The following is a 17,517-nucleotide window of genomic DNA, read 5'->3' as shown; positions in this document are numbered from 1 at the left end:
CCCCGACGCGGGCCGCCGCCCCCGGGGCCGCCGCGGCTCCCGGCGGCGCTCCCGCCAGCCCCGCGTCGCGGCCGGGCGCTCGCGTCGACTACCGGCACCCCACCCGCCACGGGCTTGGGTCGCGGGCCGGGGCCGAGCGGAACGAGAGCCCGCGGGACGGGGCGCCGCGGGAGGAGGCACCGCAGCCCGTCGCCGGCGACGCCTCCGGCTGGTCCATGGAGGAGCGGCTCTACAACCAGGTGTGGGGCATGTTCGAGGACCTGGCCCGTACGGTCGCCGCCTACCGCGGCGCCGTCGCCTTCGCCGACGACCGGCTGGAGAAGGAGGTCGACGAGGTGCTCGCGGATCCGCGCACCCGCACGGGCCCGGCGGCCGACGCCGCCCGGGAGCGCGCCCGAGCCCGGCAGGCGGAGCTGATCGCCCGAGCCCAGCAGGTCCTCGACCGGGACCTGGACCAGCTGGCGGCGGAGTCCGAGGTCGTCGAGCCCGCCCTGCCGCCCGCGTTCGCCGGCTGGGACAACCCGGTCTGGCACGGCTACCGGATTCCGCGGTCGGCGCCCTCGGCCCTGCGGCTGGGAGATCTGAGCCTGCCCGAGCGCATCGGGCTGCGGATACCCATGCTGGTCAGGCTGCCGCTGGAGCGCGGCCTGTGGATCGACTCCGGACGGGGCGGCCAGCCGGCCGCCGAGGTCATCGACGCCGCGGACCTGCGGCGCGAGGCCGGGCTGCTGGCCACGGCGGTGGCGGGGCGGCTGCTGGCCGTGCACCCGCCGGGCGGGTTCACGGTGCACGTGATCGACGCGGCGGGCACGGCGGCGCACACCCTGCGCCCCCTGCTGGACTCCGGGCTGCTGCGGGAGGCCCCGGCGCGCGGCGCCGCCGGAGTGTCGGGCGTCCTCGGCCGCCTCACCGAGCGGGTCGACCTGGTGCAGCTGGCCGTCCGCAACCGGGCCGCCGACGCCCTGCCGCCCGGCCTGGACACCAGTGAACAGCTCCTGCTCGTGCACGACTTCCCGCACGGCTTCGACGACCGCGCGATCACCCGGCTGCGCTACCTCGCGGACGAGGGCCCGGCCGTCGGCGTCCATCTGCTCCTCGTCGCGGACCGGGAGGACGCCGCCGACTACGGCCCGCTGCTGGACCCGCTGTGGCGTTCGCTCCTGCGGATCACACCCATCCCGGACGACCACATCGCCGACCCGTGGGTGCGGCACCAGTGGACGTACGAGCCGCCGCACGTGCCGCAGGGCAGCGCGATCCTGCCGCGGGTCCTCGGCACGCTGGCCGAGGCCGTCCGGGCCCGTCCGGGCGGACGGCACGTCTGACGGCGGGTCTGACGGCACGGCACCTCCGGCGGGCGCGGCACCTGTTGTGCGTTGCGTCACACCTCAAAGGGTGCCACTTGGTGATTCCTTGACCTTGTCATAGCCTGCACTTTGCGGAGGGGAGTACTCCCGGCTGCGATGTCCCCGTCAGTACGGACCGCCCGTTGCGGTCCCGGGGCGTCGGCCCGTGGCCAGGCCCGGGCGGAAGAGACCTCCGGCGACGACAGCCGGAGGAGTGCTGCATGGACGTCACCATGACCACCTGGGCAGTGACCATTCTCGGTCTCTGTTCCCTGATCGCCGTCGACTTCTTCATCGGCGGACGCAAGCCCCACGAGGTCTCCGTCAAGGAGGCCGGCATCTGGTCGGCGGTCTGGGTGGCCCTGGCCGTCCTGTTCGGTCTGGGGCTGTTGTTCTTCGGGAACGCCACCTCGTCCGGTGAGTTCTTCGCCGGCTACATCACGGAGAAGTCGCTCAGCGTCGACAACCTCTTCGTCTTCGTCCTCATCATGGCCAAGTTCGCGGTACCCGCCGCCTACCAGCAGCGCGTGCTGATGGTCGGGGTACTGATCGCGCTGGTGCTCCGCGGTGTGTTCATCGCGGCCGGCGCGGCGGTCATCTCCCAGTTCTCCTGGGTGTTCTTCATCTTCGGCGCCTTCCTCGTCTGGACGGCGTGGAAGCTCATCGAGGAGGCCCGCGCCGACGCGTCGGAAGAGGCGTACGAGGAGAACCGCCTGCTGAAGCTGGTCGAGAAGCGCTTCCCCTCCACCGACCAGTACCACGGCACGCGCGTGACGATCGTCGAGAACGGCCGTCGCCTCATGACGCCCATGCTGATCGTCATGCTGGCCATCGGTACCACGGACGTCCTGTTCGCCCTGGACTCGATCCCCGCCATCTTCGGCCTCACGCAGGACCCGTACATCGTCTTCACCGCCAACGCCTTCGCGCTGATGGGGCTGCGACAGCTCTACTTCCTGATCGGCGGGCTGCTGAAGAAGCTGGTCCACCTCTCCTACGGGCTGTCGGTCATCCTCGGCTTCATCGGGGTGAAGCTCGTCCTGCACGCGCTGCACGAGCAGGGTGTGCACGTCCCCGTCGTCAGCACCCCGGTCTCGCTGGGCGTCATCTGCGGCGTGCTGGTCGTCACGACCGTCACCAGCCTGATCGCCGCGAAGCAGCAGAACGCGCGGGCCGGGGCGGCCGAGACGGACGCGGCCGAGCCGGCCGAGGGCGACGCGGCCGAGCGGCCGGCCGAGGAGAGCGAGAACGCGGCCCGCTGAGGCACCGCGTACGGCTTCCCGTACGTGAGGCAGCGGCGCGACCTACCGGACTGATCGCCGGCCGACGCATCGTCAGCCGGCGATCAGTCCGTTGCCCTCGACCCGGACGGGTACCTCCGGCAGGGGCTCCCGCGCCGGGCCGCCGAGCACCTCGCCCGTCGTCGTGTCGAAGCTGCTGCCGTGGCAGGCGCAGTGGATCGTCAGCTTCCGCACCGCGGCCATCACGCAGCCCTTGTGCGTGCACACCGCGCTGAACGCCTTGAAGCGCCCGGGCTCGGGCTGCGATACGACGATGCTCCGCGCGGCAAACGCGTGGGCGCCGCCCACGGGGACGTCGTCGGCGGAGCCGAGCTCGACGGGCGCCGTCGGAGTGGCCGGCGGCGGGGCCGCGGGGGCGCCCGAGCCCCCGCAGCCGGAGAGGGTGAGGCCAGCGGCCGAGGCCGCCGCACCGCAGAGCACGGTGCGGCGGCCCGGGCTGCGCCGTTCGTCGTCTGTCACGCGGGCCAGCCTACGTGTGGGGTCAGGCCCGCTTGCCCGCGGCCGTCTTCCTGGCCGTCTTCTTGGCGGGTGCCTTGGCGGACGTCTTGGCCGCCGCCTTGCGGACCGCCGTGGCGTTCTTCGCCTGGCCCGCCGCGGCCGCCTTGGCCTTCGTCTTGGCCGCGGCCCTGCGCCGCGGGCCGCCGTCCACCGGCGCGTCGCTGACCCGGTCGCCCAGCACGTCCCGGAGGAACTTGCCGGTGTGGCTGGCGGGAATGGCGGCGACCTCCTCCGGCGTCCCCTCGGCGACGACGAGACCGCCGCCGACGCCGCCCTCGGGGCCCATGTCCACGACCCAGTCGGCTGTCTTGATGACGTCGAGGTTGTGCTCGATGACGATGACCGTGTTGCCCTTGTCGACCAGGCCCTCCAGCACCGAGATGAGCTTGCGGATGTCCTCGAAGTGCAGGCCGGTCGTGGGCTCGTCGAGCACGTAGACCGTGCGTCCCGTGGAGCGTTTCTGCAGCTCCGAGGCCAGCTTCACGCGCTGTGCCTCGCCGCCGGAGAGCGTGGGGGCTGACTGCCCCAGCCGCACGTAGCCGAGCCCGACGTCGTTGAGGGTGCGCAGGTGCCGGGCGATGGCGGGGACGGCCTCGAAGAAGTCCATCGCCTCCTCGATCGGCATGTCCAGCACCTCGGCGATGTTCTTGCCCTTGTAGTGGACCTCCAGCGTCTCCCGGTTGTACCGGGCGCCGTGGCACACCTCGCAGGGCACGTACACGTCGGGCAGGAAGTTCATCTCGATCTTGATCGTGCCGTCACCCGAGCAGTTCTCGCAGCGTCCGCCCTTGACGTTGAAGGAGAACCGGCCGGGCAGGTAGCCGCGGACCTTCGCCTCCATCGTCTCGGCGAACAGCTTGCGGACGTGGTCGAAGACCCCGGTGTACGTGGCGGGGTTGGAGCGCGGGGTGCGCCCGATGGGGGACTGGTCGACGTGGACGACCTTGTCCACCTGGTCGTCGCCCACGACCCGGGTGTGCCGCCCCGGCACCGCCTTCGCGCCGTTCAGCTCCCGGGCGAGGTGGGTGTAGAGGATGTCGTTGACCAGGGTCGACTTGCCGGATCCGGAGACCCCGGTGACGGCCGTCAGCACGCCCAGCGGGAAGTCGACGTCGATGTCGCGCAGGTTGTTCTCCCGCGCGCCGACGACCGTCAGCTGCCGCTCCGCGTCCGCCGGGCGGCGCTCGGCGGGGGTGGGGATCTGCTTCTTGCCGACGAGGTACTGGCCCGTCATGGAGGACTCGTTGGACAGCAGCTCTGCCAGCGGCCCGCTGTGGACGACCTTGCCGCCGTGCTCGCCCGCGCCCGGACCGATGTCCACGACCCAGTCCGAGGTGCGGATGGTGTCCTCGTCGTGCTCGACGACGATCAGGGTGTTGCCCAGGTCCCGCAGCCGCACGAGGGTCTCGATGAGCCGGTGGTTGTCCCGCTGGTGCAGGCCGATCGACGGTTCGTCCAGCACGTAGAGCACGCCCACGAGGCCCGAGCCGATCTGCGTCGCCAGCCGGATGCGCTGGGCCTCGCCGCCCGAGAGCGTCCCGGCGGCGCGGTTGAGCGACAGGTAGTCGAGGCCGACGTCGACGAGGAAGCGCAGCCGCTCGTTGACCTCCTTCAGCACCCGCTCGGCGATCTTCTTCTCGCGGGCGCTCAGCGTCATGTCGCGCAGGAAGTCGGCGCACTCGCTGATCGACATGGCGGCCACGTCGGCGATGGACCGCCCCTTGACCGTCACGGCCAGCACGATCGGCTTCAGCCGGGTGCCCTCGCAGGACGGGCAGTTCACCTCGCGCATGTAGCCCTCGAAGCGCTCCCGGCTGGAGTCGGACTCGGCCTCCGAGTGGCGCCGCCGTACGAAGGGCACCGCCCCTTCGAAGGGGGTGGTGTAGGAGCGCTGGCGGCCGTAGCGGTTGCGGTAGCTGACCTCGATCTGGGTGCGGTGTCCGTGCAGCAGCGCCTTCTTCGCCCGCTGCGGCAGCCCGTCCCAGGGGATGTCGGTGCGGAAGCCGAGGGCGTCGGCCAGGGCGCCGATCAGCCGCCCGAAGTACTCCCGGTTGTGCCCGTGCGACCACGGGTGGATGGCCCCGTCGTCGAGGGACCGCTCCCCGTCGGGGACGAGCAGCTCCGGGTCCACCTCCATCCGGGTGCCGATGCCGGTGCACTCGGGGCAGGCTCCGAAGGGGGAGTTGAAGGAGAACGAGCGCGGCTCCAGCTCCTCGAACGACAGGTCGTCGTAGGGGCAGTAGAGATGCTCGGAGTACATCCGCTCGCGCTGCGGGTCGTCCTCGTCGAGGTCCACGAAGTCGAGGATGACCATGCCGCCGGAGAGCCCGAGGGCCGTCTCCACCGAGTCCGTCAGCCGCCGCTTGGCGCCCTCCTTCACGGTGAGGCGGTCGACGACCACCTCGATCGTGTGTTTCTCCTGCTTCTTCAGCTTGGGCGGGTCGGAGAGCTGGACCGTCTTCCCGTCCACCCGGGCGCGGCTGTAGCCCTTGGTCTGGAGGTCGGAGAAGAGGTCGGCGAACTCGCCCTTGCGCTCGCGCACCAGCGGCGAGAGCACCTGGAACCGGCTGCCCTCCTCCAGGCCGAGCACCTTGTCCACGATGGCCTGCGGCGACTGTCGGGCGATGGGGCGTCCGCACTCGGGGCAGTGCGGCTTGCCGATCCGGGCGAACAGCAGCCGCAGGTAGTCGTAGACCTCGGTGATGGTGCCGACCGTGGAGCGCGGGTTGCGCGAGGTCGACTTCTGGTCGATGGACACCGCGGGGGACAGGCCCTCGATGAAGTCCACGTCCGGCTTGTCCATCTGTCCGAGGAACTGCCGTGCGTAGGACGAGAGCGACTCCACGTAACGGCGCTGGCCCTCGGCGAAGATCGTGTCGAACGCGAGCGAGGACTTGCCCGACCCAGAGAGCCCGGTGAAGACGATGAGGGAGTCACGCGGGAGGTCGAGCGAGACGTTTTTCAGATTGTGCTCGCGAGCGCCACGGACGATGAGACGGTCGGCCACGCCGATTGGCACCTTTCGTGTGGATTGAGGGTCCGGACGAGCGGCCCGCATACCAGGGTATGGCGGCCGCGGCCGGTGTGTCTTCGGGATGCCACTACCGCGAGCTTATAGCACGCACATTCGATTTCGCGGCGTGTTCGTGGCCGTGCCGCACGTGCACACCCACGCGCCCCCGCGCACAACCCCACAACCGCGACCGGAGCCGACTTCACCCCGTCGTGGGGCGGCGATAGCGTTGGATCATGAACGTGCCACAACACGACGTCGCGGCCCTCCAGGAGTCCACCCACACACTCCTGGCTGCCGTCTCGCGACTGGACGACGCGTCCCTCGCCGAACCCTCGGGGCTGCCCGGCTGGACCCGCGGCCATGTCCTCGCCCACCTCGCCCGTAACGCCGACGCGCTGGTCAACGTCCTCGAAGGGCGGCCCATGTACGCGAGCGCGGAGGCCCGGGACGCCGACATCGAGAGCGGCGCGCCGCGCCCGCTCGCCATCCAGCTGGAGGACCTGCGCGCCACGGCCGAGCGGCTCGGCGCGGCGTTCGCCCGGTACGAGGGCGAGCGCTGGGAGGAGCGCGTCGAGCTGCGCAACGGCGTCACGGACCGGGCCGGGGCCATTCCCTTCCGGCGCCAGGTCGAGGTCGAGCTGCACCACGTCGACCTGGACGCCGGCCGCACGCTGGACGACATGCCCGCCGCCTTCACCCAGGCCCTCATCGGCTACCTGGCCCGGCGCTTCTCCGGCAACCCCGACGTCCCCGCCACCGAGCTGCGCACCGAGGACGGTCAGACGTGGCGCACCGGCCGCGAGGCCGGGGCCGGCGGCCCCGAGGTCACCGTCACCGGAGCCCCCGGCGCGCTCGCCGGCTGGCTGGCCGGGCGCACCGACGGCACCGGCCTCGGCGCCGGGCCCGGCGCGCTGCCCGTCCTGCCCCCGCTCTGACCCCATCCGCCCACCCGGCCGCCGTCCGCGGCCTCGCCGCAAGGAGACCCACATGTCCTACACCGGAAAGGTCACGGTCGGCGGCCCGGCCGACGTCCACGAGCTGGCCGACCTGATCATCTCCAAGGTGGCCGTCGGCCCGATGGACAACAACGCCTACCTGCTGCGCTGCCGCACCACCGACGAGCAGCTCCTGATCGACGCCGCCAACGAGCCGCAGACCCTGCTGAGCCTCATCGGGGGCGACGGCATCACGGGCGTCGTCACCACCCACCGGCACGGCGACCACTGGCAGGCGCTCTCCGACGTCGTCGCCGCGACGGGGGCCCGCACCTACGCGGGCCGCGAGGACGCGTCCGGCATCCCCGTCCCCACCGACGTGCCGCTGGACGACGGCGACACCGTCTCCTTCGGCGCGATCCGCCTCACCGCCCGGCACCTGGTCGGCCACACCCCCGGCTCCGTCGCGCTCGTCTACGACGACCCGCACGGTCACCCGCACGTGTTCACCGGCGACTGCCTTTTCCCCGGCGGCGTCGGCAACACCTTCGGCAACGCCGAGCACTTCGCCTCGCTGCTGCACGACGTCGAGACCAAGCTCTTCGGGCAACTCCCGGACGAGACCTGGGTCTACCCGGGCCACGGCGCCGACACCAGCCTCGGCGCCGAGCGACCCCACCTCGCCGAGTGGCGCGAGCGCGGATGGTGACCGCCGTGTCACCGGGTGCGTCAACACCCCAGCGCAGAAGGTAAATTGAGGAGGTCGGCAGCAGGCAGCGGGGAGGGGACGGCGGCATGGCCACCGGGGAGAGCAACGACCTGGCGATCATCCGGGCTCGTGAGGAGCACGTGGAGGCGATCGTGGAGCTGGCCGCCTCACGGAGCCTGGACCGCACGGACCCCCACGAGGCGAGCAGGAGCGGGTTCCTCGTCTCCGGCTATACCGCCGACGCCTACCGGGTGCGCCTCAAGACCGCCGAGCACTTCTACGTCGCGGTCAAGGGGGCCGACGTCGTCGGCTTCCTGCTGGCCTACAGTGACGAGGCCCTGGGCGCGGACGAGTGGCTGAACCACCAGATCAGGGCCGATCTGGGCGGCTTCCTCGTGATCAAGCAGGTGTGTGTGGCGCCGCGCGCCGCCCGGCAGGGCGTCGCCTCCCGGCTGTACGACCACGTGCTCGACCAGTGGAAGACGAGTCCGGTGATCGCCGCGGTCGTCGCCGAACCGCCCAACGAGGCGTCCACGCGCTTCCACCGCAGGCTCGGCTTCAAGGAGCTGGTCCGGCAGACACCGCCCGACGGAATACCGCGGGTGGTGTGGGTGCGGCGCAGGCGCCGCGAGGCACTGGTGCAGAGCCAGTACGGCGTCGCCGTGGACCTCTACAAGCACGAGGACACCACCAACTGGCAGAAGCTGAACAACTTCTTCTACATCACCGCCGGTCTCGCGGCCGCCACCGCCTTCGCCCTGGGCGGGCGGGGGGACGACTCCGAGCCCCTGCGCGGACTGGCCATCGTCGTCGCCGTCATCGGCTTCGGCGCGTCCGTCGCCTTCTCGCAGATGCTCCGCTTCGGGCGGCGCTACCTCCAGGCCCGCAAGACAGCGGTCGTGGAGTTCGAGCGGTACCTGCTCTGGCACGGCGGTGAGCGCGTCGTCGGCCAGGGGATGGAGGGCGACCGCCCCGCGAGCTGGCTGCGGGCCTCGCCGACGGGGACGCTGATGGTGTTCATACCGGTGCTGGTGGCCGTGTGCTGGCTGGTGGTGCTGGCGCTGATCGCCACCGGGTAGCGACGTCCCGTCGGCCGCTCGTCCGTCCCGAGGCCGGGCGGTGGCCCCGGTCGGGGGCGCATCCGGGCAGCGGGGCGGGGCGCATCCGGGCTGTCACCGTGCGCACGTAGGCTGGTGGGTATGGCAGATCCGTCGAGCTACCGGCCCTCACCGGGGCAGATTCCCGACTCGCCGGGCGTGTACCGCTTCCGGGACGAGCACCGCAGGGTGATCTACGTCGGAAAGGCCAAGAGCCTGAGGCAGCGGCTCTCGTCGTACTTCCAGGATCTGGCCGGGCTGCACCCGCGCACGGCGACGATGGTGACGACGGCGGCCTCCGTGGAGTGGACGGTGGTCGGCACCGAGGTCGAGGCCCTCCAGCTCGAGTACACCTGGATCAAGGAGTTCGACCCCCGGTTCAACGTCAAGTACCGGGACGACAAGAGCTATCCGTTCCTCGCCGTGACGATGAACGAGGAGTTCCCCCGGGTCCAGGTCATGCGGGGCGCCAAGCGGAAGGGCGTGCGCTACTTCGGTCCCTACGGGCACGCCTGGGCGATCCGGGAGACGGTGGACCTGTTGCTGAGGGTCTTCCCCGTCCGCACGTGCAGCGCCGGGGTCTTCAAGCGGTCCGCCCAGATCGGGCGGCCCTGCCTGCTGGGCTACATCGACAAGTGCGCGGCCCCCTGCGTGGGGCGGATCAGCGCGGAGGACCACCGCGATCTGGCCGAGGAGTTCTGCGACTTCATGGCCGGGCGGACGGGCACCCACCTCCGCCGGCTCGAAGCGCGGATGCGCGAGGCGTCCGAGGAGATGGAGTACGAGCGGGCGGCCCGCCTGCGGGACGACATCGGGGCGCTGACGCGGGCCATGGAGAAGCAGGCCGTGGTCCTGGCCGACGCCACGGACGCCGACCTCATCGCGCTGGCCGAGGACGAGCTGGAGGCCGCCGTCCAGATCTTCCACGTCCGCGGCGGCCGGGTGCGCGGCCAGCGCGGCTGGGTGACCGACAAGGTGGAGCCCCTCGGCAGCGCCGATCTCGTGGAGCACGCGCTCCAGCAGCTCTACGGCGAGGAGAAGGGCGAGGCCGTCCCCAAGGAGGTGCTCGTCCCCGCGCTGCCGGAGCCGGTGGAGCCGGTCGCCGAGTGGCTGGCCGAGCGCCGCGGCTCCCGGGTCAGCCTGCGGGTGCCGCGGCGGGGCGACAAGCGCGCCCTGATGGAGACCGTCGGGCGGAACGCCCAGCAGGCCCTCGCCCTGCACAAGACCAAGCGCGCCTCCGACCTCACCACGCGCTCCCGCGCCCTGGAGGAGATCGCCGAGGCCCTGGAGCTGGACTCGGCGCCGCTGCGCATCGAGTGCTTCGACGTCTCCCACCTCCAGGGGGACGACGTCGTCGCCTCGATGGTCGTCTTCGAGGACGGCCTCGCCCGCAAGAGCGAGTACCGCCGCTTCCAGATCAAGTCCTTCGCCGGGCAGGACGACGTCCGCGCCATGCACGAGGTCGTCTCCCGCCGTTTCCGCCGCTACCTCGCCGAGCGGCGGGAGACGGGGGAGTGGGCCGTGCCCGAGGACGACGAGGGCGAGGCCCGGGAGCCGGGGGAGGCGGGGCCGCGCACGCCGGAGGGGCGGCCCAAGCGGTTCGCGTACCCGCCGCAGCTCGTCGTGGTGGACGGCGGACAGCCGCAGGTGGCCGCCGCCCGCCGGGCGCTGGACGAGCTGGGCATCGACGACGTCGCCGTGTGCGGGCTGGCCAAGCGCCTGGAGGAGGTCTGGCTGCCGGGGGACGACGACCCCGTGGTGCTGCCCCGCAGCAGCGAGGGCCTCTACCTGCTCCAGCGGGTGCGGGACGAGGCCCACCGGTTCGCCATCCGCTACCAGCGCGGCAAGCGCTCCAAGGCGCTCAGGACCGGTCCGCTGGACGCCGTCCCGGGCCTGGGCGAGACCCGCAGGCAGGCCCTCGTCAAGCACTTCGGGTCCGTCAGGAAACTCCGGGCGGCGACGGTGGAACAGATGTGCGAGGTCCCCGGGATAGGGCGGCGGACGGCGGAGCTGGTGGCGGCGGCGCTGGCGGAATCCACGCGTCCGGCCCCGGCGGTCAACACCACCACCGGGGAAATCATCGACGATGATGAGCGGTGAGGGCCGCGTGCACGGCGCGTCCCACGCCACCGGACCGGGGGAAGAGATCATGGACGAGCAGCGCAGAGCCGCCGAGCAGAACCGAACCGCGGACGAGAGCAGAGCCGCGGACCAGAGCAGAGACGACACGGGAGCAGACGTGAACGCGGGTACCCCGGCCGAGGGCAACGGCGCGGAGGGCACGACGATCCCCGAGCTGGTCATCATCTCCGGCATGTCCGGGGCGGGCCGCAGCACCGCCGCGAAGTGCCTGGAGGACCTCGGCTGGTTCGTCGTCGACAACCTGCCGCCCGCGCTCATCCCGACCATGGTGGACCTCGGGGCCCGCTCCCAGGGGAACGTCGCCCGCATCGCCGTCGTCGTCGACGTCCGCGGGCGGCGCTTCTTCGACGCCCTCAAGGAGTCGCTGGCGTCGCTGGAGGCCAAGCACGTCGCCCGGCGCACCGTGTTCCTCGAGGCCTCGGACGAGGCCCTGGTGCGCCGCTTCGAGTCCGTCCGCCGCCCGCACCCCCTCCAGGGGGACGGCCGCATCGTCGACGGCATCGCCGCCGAGCGCGACCTGCTGCGGGAGCTGCGCGGCGACGCCGACCTCGTCATCGACACCTCCAGCCTCAACGTGCACGAGCTGCGCGCCAAGATGGACGCCCGGTTCGCCGGGGAGGAGGAACCCGAGCTGCGGGCCACCGTCATGTCCTTCGGCTACAAGTACGGCCTGCCCGTCGACGCCGACCTCGTGGCGGACTGCCGCTTCCTGCCGAACCCGCACTGGGTACCCGAGCTGCGCCCCCACACCGGCACCAGCCCCGAGGTCGCCGACTACGTGTTCGAGCAGCCCGGTGCCAAGGAGTTCCTGGACCGCTACGCCGAGCTGCTCCAGCTGATCGCCGCCGGCTACCGCCGGGAGGGCAAGCGCTACGTCACCATCGCCATCGGCTGCACCGGCGGCAAGCACCGCAGCGTCGCGGTGAGCGAGCGGCTGGGCCGTCGGCTGTCCGCCGAGGGTGTGGAGACCGTCGTCGTCCACCGAGACATGGGCCGCGAATGAGTTCGGTGGCCGGCCGCTCCCTGCGGTTGCGACGACGTCGGCTGCTGCCCGGCGGCAAGGGGCAGCCCAAGGTCGTCGCGCTCGGCGGCGGCCGGGGCCTGTCCGCGTCGCTGACCGCGCTGCGACGGATCACCGGCGACCTCACCGCCGTGGTCACGGTCGCCGACGACGGGGGCTCCAGCGGTCGGCTCCGGGCGGAACTCGACGTCCTCCCGCCCGGTGACCTGCGCAAGGCGCTGGCCGCGCTGTGCGGCGACGACGACTGGGGCCAGACCTGGTCCCGGGTCGTGCAGCACCGTTTCGGCGGCGAGGGCCAGCTGAACGGGCACGCCGTCGGCAACCTGCTGATCGTCGCCCTGTGGGAGCAGCTCGGTGACCACGTGGCCGCGCTGGACCTCGTCGGCAAGCTGCTCGGCGCCCACGGCCGGGTGCTGCCGATGTCGGCCGTCCCGCTCCAGCTCCAGGCCCAGGTGCGCGGGCACGACCCCGCCCTGCCGGAGGAGGAGAGCACCGTCGTCGGGCAGGCCACCGTGGCCCTCACCCCGGGCGAGGTGCGGGAGGTGCGGCTCGTGCCGTCCGACCCGCCGGCCGTCCCGGAGGCCGTCGCCGCCGTGCTCGACGCCGACTGGGTCGTCGTCGGCCCGGGTTCCTGGTTCTCCTCGGTGATCCCTCATCTGCTGGTGCCCGAGCTGCGCCAGGCCCTCGTCGAGACCAGGGCGCGCCGGGTGCTCTCGCTGAACCTGGCCCCCCAGCCGGGCGAGACGGCCGGGTTCTCCCCGCAGCGTCATTTGGAGGTTTTGGCCCGACACGCCCCTAAACTCGCTTTCGACGTCGTGCTGGCGGACCAGGATGCTGTGCCCGACCAGCAGAGTCTGCGCGAGGCCGCCGAGCGGCTGGGCGGCACGGTGGAGCTGGCGCGGGTGGCCGCGCAGGACGGCACCCCGCGGCACGACCCGGAACGGCTGGCCGCCGCGTACGACCGTATTTTTCGGATGCATGGAAGGATCGGCCCATGGCGATGACGGCAGCGGTGAAGGACGAAATCTCCCGGCTCACCGTCACCCGGACCTGCTGCCGCAAGTCGGAGGTCTCCTCGATCCTGCGCTTCGCCGGCGGGCTGCACCTGGTCAGCGGACGCATCGTCATCGAGGCCGAGCTGGACACGGCCATCGCGGCCCGGCGGCTGCGCAGGGACATCGAGGAGATCTTCGGGCACAAGTCCGACCTCGTGGTGATGGCCCCCGGCGGGCTGCGTCGCGGCAGCCGTTACGTCATCCGGGTGGTTGCCGGGGGTGATCAGCTCGCCCGGCAGACGGGGCTGGTGGACGGCCGGGGCCGGCCGATCCGCGGGCTGCCACCCCAGGTCGTCTCCGGCGCCACCTGTGACGCCGAGGCCGCCTGGCGCGGCGCGTTCCTCGCCCACGGCTCGCTGACCGAGCCGGGCCGCTCCTCCTCGCTGGAGGTGACCTGCCCCGGGCCGGAGGCGGCCCTCGCGCTCGTCGGCGCCGCGCGTCGGCTCCAGATCGCGGCGAAGGCCCGCGAGGTGCGCGGCGTGGACCGCGTCGTCGTCCGGGACGGGGACGCCATCGGGGCACTGCTCACCCGGCTCGGCGCGCACGACTCCGTGCTCGCCTGGGAGGAGCGGCGCATGCGCCGCGAGGTGCGGGCCACGGCGAACCGGCTGGCGAACTTCGACGACGCGAACCTGCGCCGCTCGGCCCGTGCCGCGGTGGCCGCGGGGGCCCGGGTGCAGCGGGCGCTGGAGATCCTCGGGGAGGACGTCCCCGAGCACCTGGCCGCCGCCGGGCGGCTGCGCATGGAGCACAAGCAGGCCTCGCTGGAGGAGCTGGGCGCCCTCGCGGACCCGCCGCTGACGAAGGACGCGGTGGCCGGCCGTATCCGACGGCTGCTCGCGATGGCTGACAAGCGCGCCTCGGACCTGGGCATTCCCGGGACGGAGTCCTCGCTCACGGAGGAGATGGTCGGCTGAGGCCGGCCCGGCGGGATCCGGCCGTGGCGATGCGGCGAGCCGCACCGTCGCGCGGCCGGACCCCCGTCCGTGGTGGTGCGCGCCGTCGTGGCCGGCGAGGGCTCCACGACGGCCGGATCCGCGCGTCGTCTCGTCGGCGATGTCACGTGGACCACACTGAGCGCGGTAGGGTCGGTTGTGGTCGGGGATATCCCAAACACGCTCGTCGGCACATCCATCGCCGGCGTACCTAACGAGGAGATCGGTTCGTGACGATCCGCGTAGGAATCAACGGCTTCGGCCGCATCGGTCGCAACTACTTCCGCGCACTCCTGGAGCAGGGTGCGGACATCGAGGTCGTGGCAGTCAACGACCTGGGCGACACCGCGACCACCGCGCATCTCCTGAAGTACGACACGATCATGGGACGTCTCAACGCCGAGGTGACCCACACCGAGGACACCATCACCGTCGACGGCAGGACGATCAAGGTCCTCTCCGAGCGCAACCCGGCCGACATCCCCTGGGGCGAACTGGGCGTCGACGTCGTCGTCGAGTCCACCGGCATCTTCACCCAGCGTGAGGACGCGGCCAAGCACCTGGCGGGCGGCGCCAAGAAGGTCCTGATCTCGGCTCCGGCCAAGAACGAGGACATCACCGTGGTGATGGGCGTCAACAACGACGCCTACCGGGCCGGGGAGCACGACGTCATCTCCAACGCCTCGTGCACGACGAACTGCGTCGCGCCGATGGCGAAGGTTCTCGACGAGAGCTTCGGCATCGTCAAGGGCATGATGACCACCGTCCACGCCTACACCAACGACCAGCGGATCCTGGACTTCCCGCACAAGGACCTGCGCCGTGCCCGCGCGGCGGCGCAGAACATCATCCCCACCTCCACCGGTGCCGCCAAGGCCACCGCGCTGGTGCTCCCGCAGCTCGAGGGCAAGCTGGACGGCATCGCGATGCGGGTGCCCGTGCCCACCGGCTCCGTCACCGACCTGGTGGTCGAGGTCGAGCGGGAGGTCACGAAGGAGGAGGTCAACGCGGCCTTCCGGGAGGCCGCCGAGGGCCCGCTCAAGGGGATCCTGGAGTACACGAGCGACCCGATCGTCTCCTCGGATATCGTCAACTGGCCGGCGTCCTGCACCTTCGACTCCTCGCTGACCATGGCGATGGGCAAGCAGGTGAAGATCGTCGGCTGGTACGACAATGAGTGGGGCTACTCCAACCGACTGGTCGACCTGACGCTTTTCGTCGGCAACCAGCTCTGACCGCGTAGCGGTCCCCCAGGCATCCGAGAAGTGACCGGAACGAGGCCCGTGCGGCGCACCGGCGCGCCGCACGGGCCTCGTCCCATGTCGCAGGGCTGAACCAAGGAGCCACGCACACATATGAAGACGATCGACGAACTCGTCTCCGAAGGGGTCGCCGGACAGCGGGTCTTCGTCCGCGCCGACCTCAACGTCCCGCTCGCCGGGGACACCATCACCGACGACGGACGCATCCGCGCCGCCGTGCCGACCATCCAGAAGCTCGCGAAGGCGGGCGCCCGGGTGGTCGTCGCCTCACACCTGGGCCGGCCGGGGGGCGCACCCGACCCGCAGTTCTCGCTCGCCCCCGTCGCCGCGCGGCTGGGCGAGCTGCTCGACGCCGAGGTGACGTTCGCGTCCGACACGGTGGGGGACAGCGCGAAGGCCACCGTCGCCGCTCTGGGCGACGGCGAGGTCACGCTGCTGGAGAACCTCCGCTTCAACGCCGGTGAGACCAGCAAGGACGACGCCGAGCGCGCGGCGTTCGCCACCGAGCTGGCCGCCCTCGCCGACGCCTACGTGGGCGACGGCTTCGGCGCCGTGCACCGCAAGCACGCCTCCGTCTACGACCTCCCGGCCAAGCTGCCGCACGCGGCGGGTGGACTCATCGTCACCGAGGTCGGCGTGCTGAAGCAGCTCACGGACGACGTCAAGCGTCCGTACGCCGTCGTCCTCGGCGGGGCGAAGGTTTCGGACAAGCTCGCCGTGATCGAGCGGCTGCTGGAGAAGGCCGACCGCATCCTCATCGGCGGCGGCATGGCCTATACCTTCCTCAAGGCGCAGGGCCACGACGTGGGCAACTCGCTCCTCCAGGAAGACCAGGTCCCGGCGGTCCAGGGCTACCTGGAGCGGGCCAGGGAGCGCGGGGTGGAGTTCGTCCTCCCCGTCGACGTCCTGGCCGCCGACGGCTTCCCGGACCTCAAGACCAAGGCCCCGGCCGACCCGGTGACCGTGCCCGCCACGGCCATCCCCGCCGGCCTGGAGGGCCTGGACATCGGCCCGGAGTCGCGCAAGCTGTATGCCGCGAAGCTGGCCGACGCCGCCACCGTCTTCTGGAACGGGCCGATGGGCGTCTTCGAGCACCCCGACTTCGCCGGCGGTACCCGGGCGCTCGCCGAGGCCCTCGCGGAGAGCTCCGCCCTCACCGTCGTCGGCGGCGGTGACAGCGCCGCCGCCGTGCGCACGCTGGGCTTCGCCGACGACGCCTTCGGCCACATCTCGACCGGCGGCGGCGCCAGCCTCGAATACCTCGAGGGCAAGACCCTGCCCGGCCTCGCCGCACTGGAGGACTGAACACCATGACTTCCCGCACGCCCATCATGGCGGGCAACTGGAAGATGAACCTCAACCACCTCGAGGCCATCGCACACGTCCAGAAGCTCGCCTTCGCGCTCTCCGACAAGGACTACGAGGGCGTCGACGTCGCCGTCCTGCCGCCGTTCACGGACCTGCGCTCGGTGCAGACCCTGGTCGACGGCGACAAGCTGAAGATCACCTACGGCGCCCAGGACGTCTCGGCCCACGAGTCCGGCGCCTACACCGGCGAGGTCAGCGGTGCGATGCTGGCCAAGCTGAAGTGCACGTTCGCCGTCGTCGGCCACTCCGAGCGCCGCCAGTACCACGGCGAGAGCGACGCGCTGTGCAACGCCAAGGTGAAGGCCGCCTTCGCGCACGGCCTGACGCCGATCCTGTGCGTCGGCGAGGGGCTGGACGTCCGCAAGGCCGGCCGTCACGTCGAGCACACCCTGGCCCAGCTCGACGGCGCCCTCGACGGTGTCCCGGCCGCCCACGCCGAGACGATCGTGATCGCCTACGAGCCGGTGTGGGCCATCGGGACCGGCGAGGTCGCCACGCCGGAGGACGCCCAGGAGGTCTGCCACGCGATCCGGCGCCGCCTGGCGGAGCTGTACGCCGAGGAGCTGGCCGGGAAGGTCCGCATCCAGTACGGCGGCTCGGTCAAGTCCGGCAACGTCGCCGCGATCATGGCGCAGCCGGACGTGGACGGCGCCCTCGTCGGCGGTGCCTCCCTCGATGTGGACGAGTTCGTCAAGATCGTCCGCTTCCGGGACCAGTAGCCAGACCGTCGGGCTGGGCCGACGGGCCGCTCCCGTCGTAGGCTGTGCGGGGCCGGGTCGTCGATCCGGCCCCGCGAGCCGGTCCCGCACCGGCGGCGCGCCGCCCCGTCGAG

At 71.9% G+C, this 17,517-nt stretch carries 13 protein-coding genes and 1 pseudogene; 12 read left to right on the top strand and 2 right to left on the bottom strand.

Features of this window, described 5'->3' with window-relative positions; translation table 11 throughout:
- Together HPT28_RS11440 and HPT28_RS11435 are read left to right on the top strand one after the other, a co-directional pair.
- Nucleotides 1–1,325, top strand: a pseudogene (locus HPT28_RS11440) (export associated protein); the annotation flags it as partial.
- 242 nt (nt 1,326–1,567) lie between these two features.
- A complete protein-coding gene (locus tag HPT28_RS11435; protein WP_219090913.1) occupies nt 1,568–2,608 on the top strand; it encodes a TerC family protein in 1,041 nt (346 codons plus the stop codon).
- 72 nt (nt 2,609–2,680) lie between these two features.
- On the opposite strand, the gene HPT28_RS11430 is transcribed toward HPT28_RS11435, so the two are convergent.
- Nucleotides 2,681–3,106, bottom strand: a complete 426-nt coding sequence (locus HPT28_RS11430) for a Rieske (2Fe-2S) protein (protein WP_219090912.1) — start codon at nt 3,104–3,106, stop codon at nt 2,681–2,683.
- Between the two features lie 22 nt (nt 3,107–3,128).
- Nucleotides 3,129–6,152: an excinuclease ABC subunit UvrA gene (uvrA, locus tag HPT28_RS11425; protein ID WP_219090911.1), complete on the bottom strand. Its 3,024-nt coding sequence runs from the start codon at nt 6,150–6,152 to the stop codon at nt 3,129–3,131.
- A gap of 242 nt (nt 6,153–6,394) precedes the next feature.
- Here uvrA and HPT28_RS11420 point away from each other — a divergent pair, with 242 nt between their 5' ends.
- The 10 genes from HPT28_RS11420 to tpiA all read left to right on the top strand — a co-directional run bounded on the left by HPT28_RS11420 (nt 6,395) and on the right by tpiA (nt 17,404).
- The gene (locus HPT28_RS11420; RefSeq protein ID WP_219090910.1) at nt 6,395–7,096 is read left to right on the top strand and encodes a maleylpyruvate isomerase family mycothiol-dependent enzyme; all 702 of its coding nucleotides are present in this window, start codon (nt 6,395–6,397) and stop codon (nt 7,094–7,096) included.
- 52 nt (nt 7,097–7,148) lie between these two features.
- Nucleotides 7,149–7,805: an MBL fold metallo-hydrolase gene (locus tag HPT28_RS11415; RefSeq protein ID WP_219090909.1), complete on the top strand. Its 657-nt coding sequence runs from the start codon at nt 7,149–7,151 to the stop codon at nt 7,803–7,805.
- 86 nt (nt 7,806–7,891) lie between these two features.
- A complete protein-coding gene (locus HPT28_RS11410) occupies nt 7,892–8,884 on the top strand; it encodes a GNAT family N-acetyltransferase (protein WP_219090908.1) in 993 nt (330 codons plus the stop codon).
- A gap of 120 nt (nt 8,885–9,004) precedes the next feature.
- Entirely contained in the window at nt 9,005–11,002 is a 1,998-nt protein-coding gene (gene uvrC, locus HPT28_RS11405) for an excinuclease ABC subunit UvrC (protein ID WP_219090907.1), read from the top strand.
- A gap of 49 nt (nt 11,003–11,051) precedes the next feature.
- The gene (rapZ, locus tag HPT28_RS11400; RefSeq protein ID WP_219090922.1) at nt 11,052–12,047 is read left to right on the top strand and encodes an RNase adapter RapZ; all 996 of its coding nucleotides are present in this window, start codon (nt 11,052–11,054) and stop codon (nt 12,045–12,047) included.
- Nucleotides 12,044–13,069 (top strand): uridine diphosphate-N-acetylglucosamine-binding protein YvcK, encoded by a 1,026-nt coding sequence (yvcK, locus tag HPT28_RS11395; protein WP_219090906.1) that lies wholly within the window; start codon nt 12,044–12,046, stop codon nt 13,067–13,069. Before rapZ ends, yvcK begins: the two co-directional genes overlap by 4 nt.
- On the top strand, nt 13,060–14,037 hold the full coding sequence (gene whiA, locus HPT28_RS11390) for a DNA-binding protein WhiA (RefSeq protein ID WP_219090905.1): 978 nt from the start codon (nt 13,060–13,062) through the stop codon (nt 14,035–14,037). The genes yvcK and whiA overlap by 10 nt, the downstream gene beginning before the upstream one ends.
- 248 nt (nt 14,038–14,285) lie before the next feature.
- Nucleotides 14,286–15,290 (top strand): type I glyceraldehyde-3-phosphate dehydrogenase, encoded by a 1,005-nt coding sequence (gap, locus tag HPT28_RS11385; RefSeq protein WP_219090904.1) that lies wholly within the window; start codon nt 14,286–14,288, stop codon nt 15,288–15,290.
- A gap of 120 nt (nt 15,291–15,410) precedes the next feature.
- Nucleotides 15,411–16,622 (top strand): phosphoglycerate kinase, encoded by a 1,212-nt coding sequence (gene pgk / locus HPT28_RS11380; protein ID WP_219090903.1) that lies wholly within the window; start codon nt 15,411–15,413, stop codon nt 16,620–16,622.
- Between the two features lie 5 nt (nt 16,623–16,627).
- A complete protein-coding gene (gene tpiA / locus HPT28_RS11375; RefSeq protein WP_219090902.1) occupies nt 16,628–17,404 on the top strand; it encodes a triose-phosphate isomerase in 777 nt (258 codons plus the stop codon).
- The last annotated feature ends 113 nt before the right edge of the window (nt 17,405–17,517 follow it).

It is taken from the genome of Streptomyces sp. JJ38, from assembly GCF_019303475.1.
Classification (GTDB): Bacteria; Actinomycetota; Actinomycetes; order Streptomycetales; family Streptomycetaceae; genus Streptomyces.
Note: the sequence above shows the minus strand (reverse complement) of the source record. Positions and strands in the feature narration are given on the sequence as shown.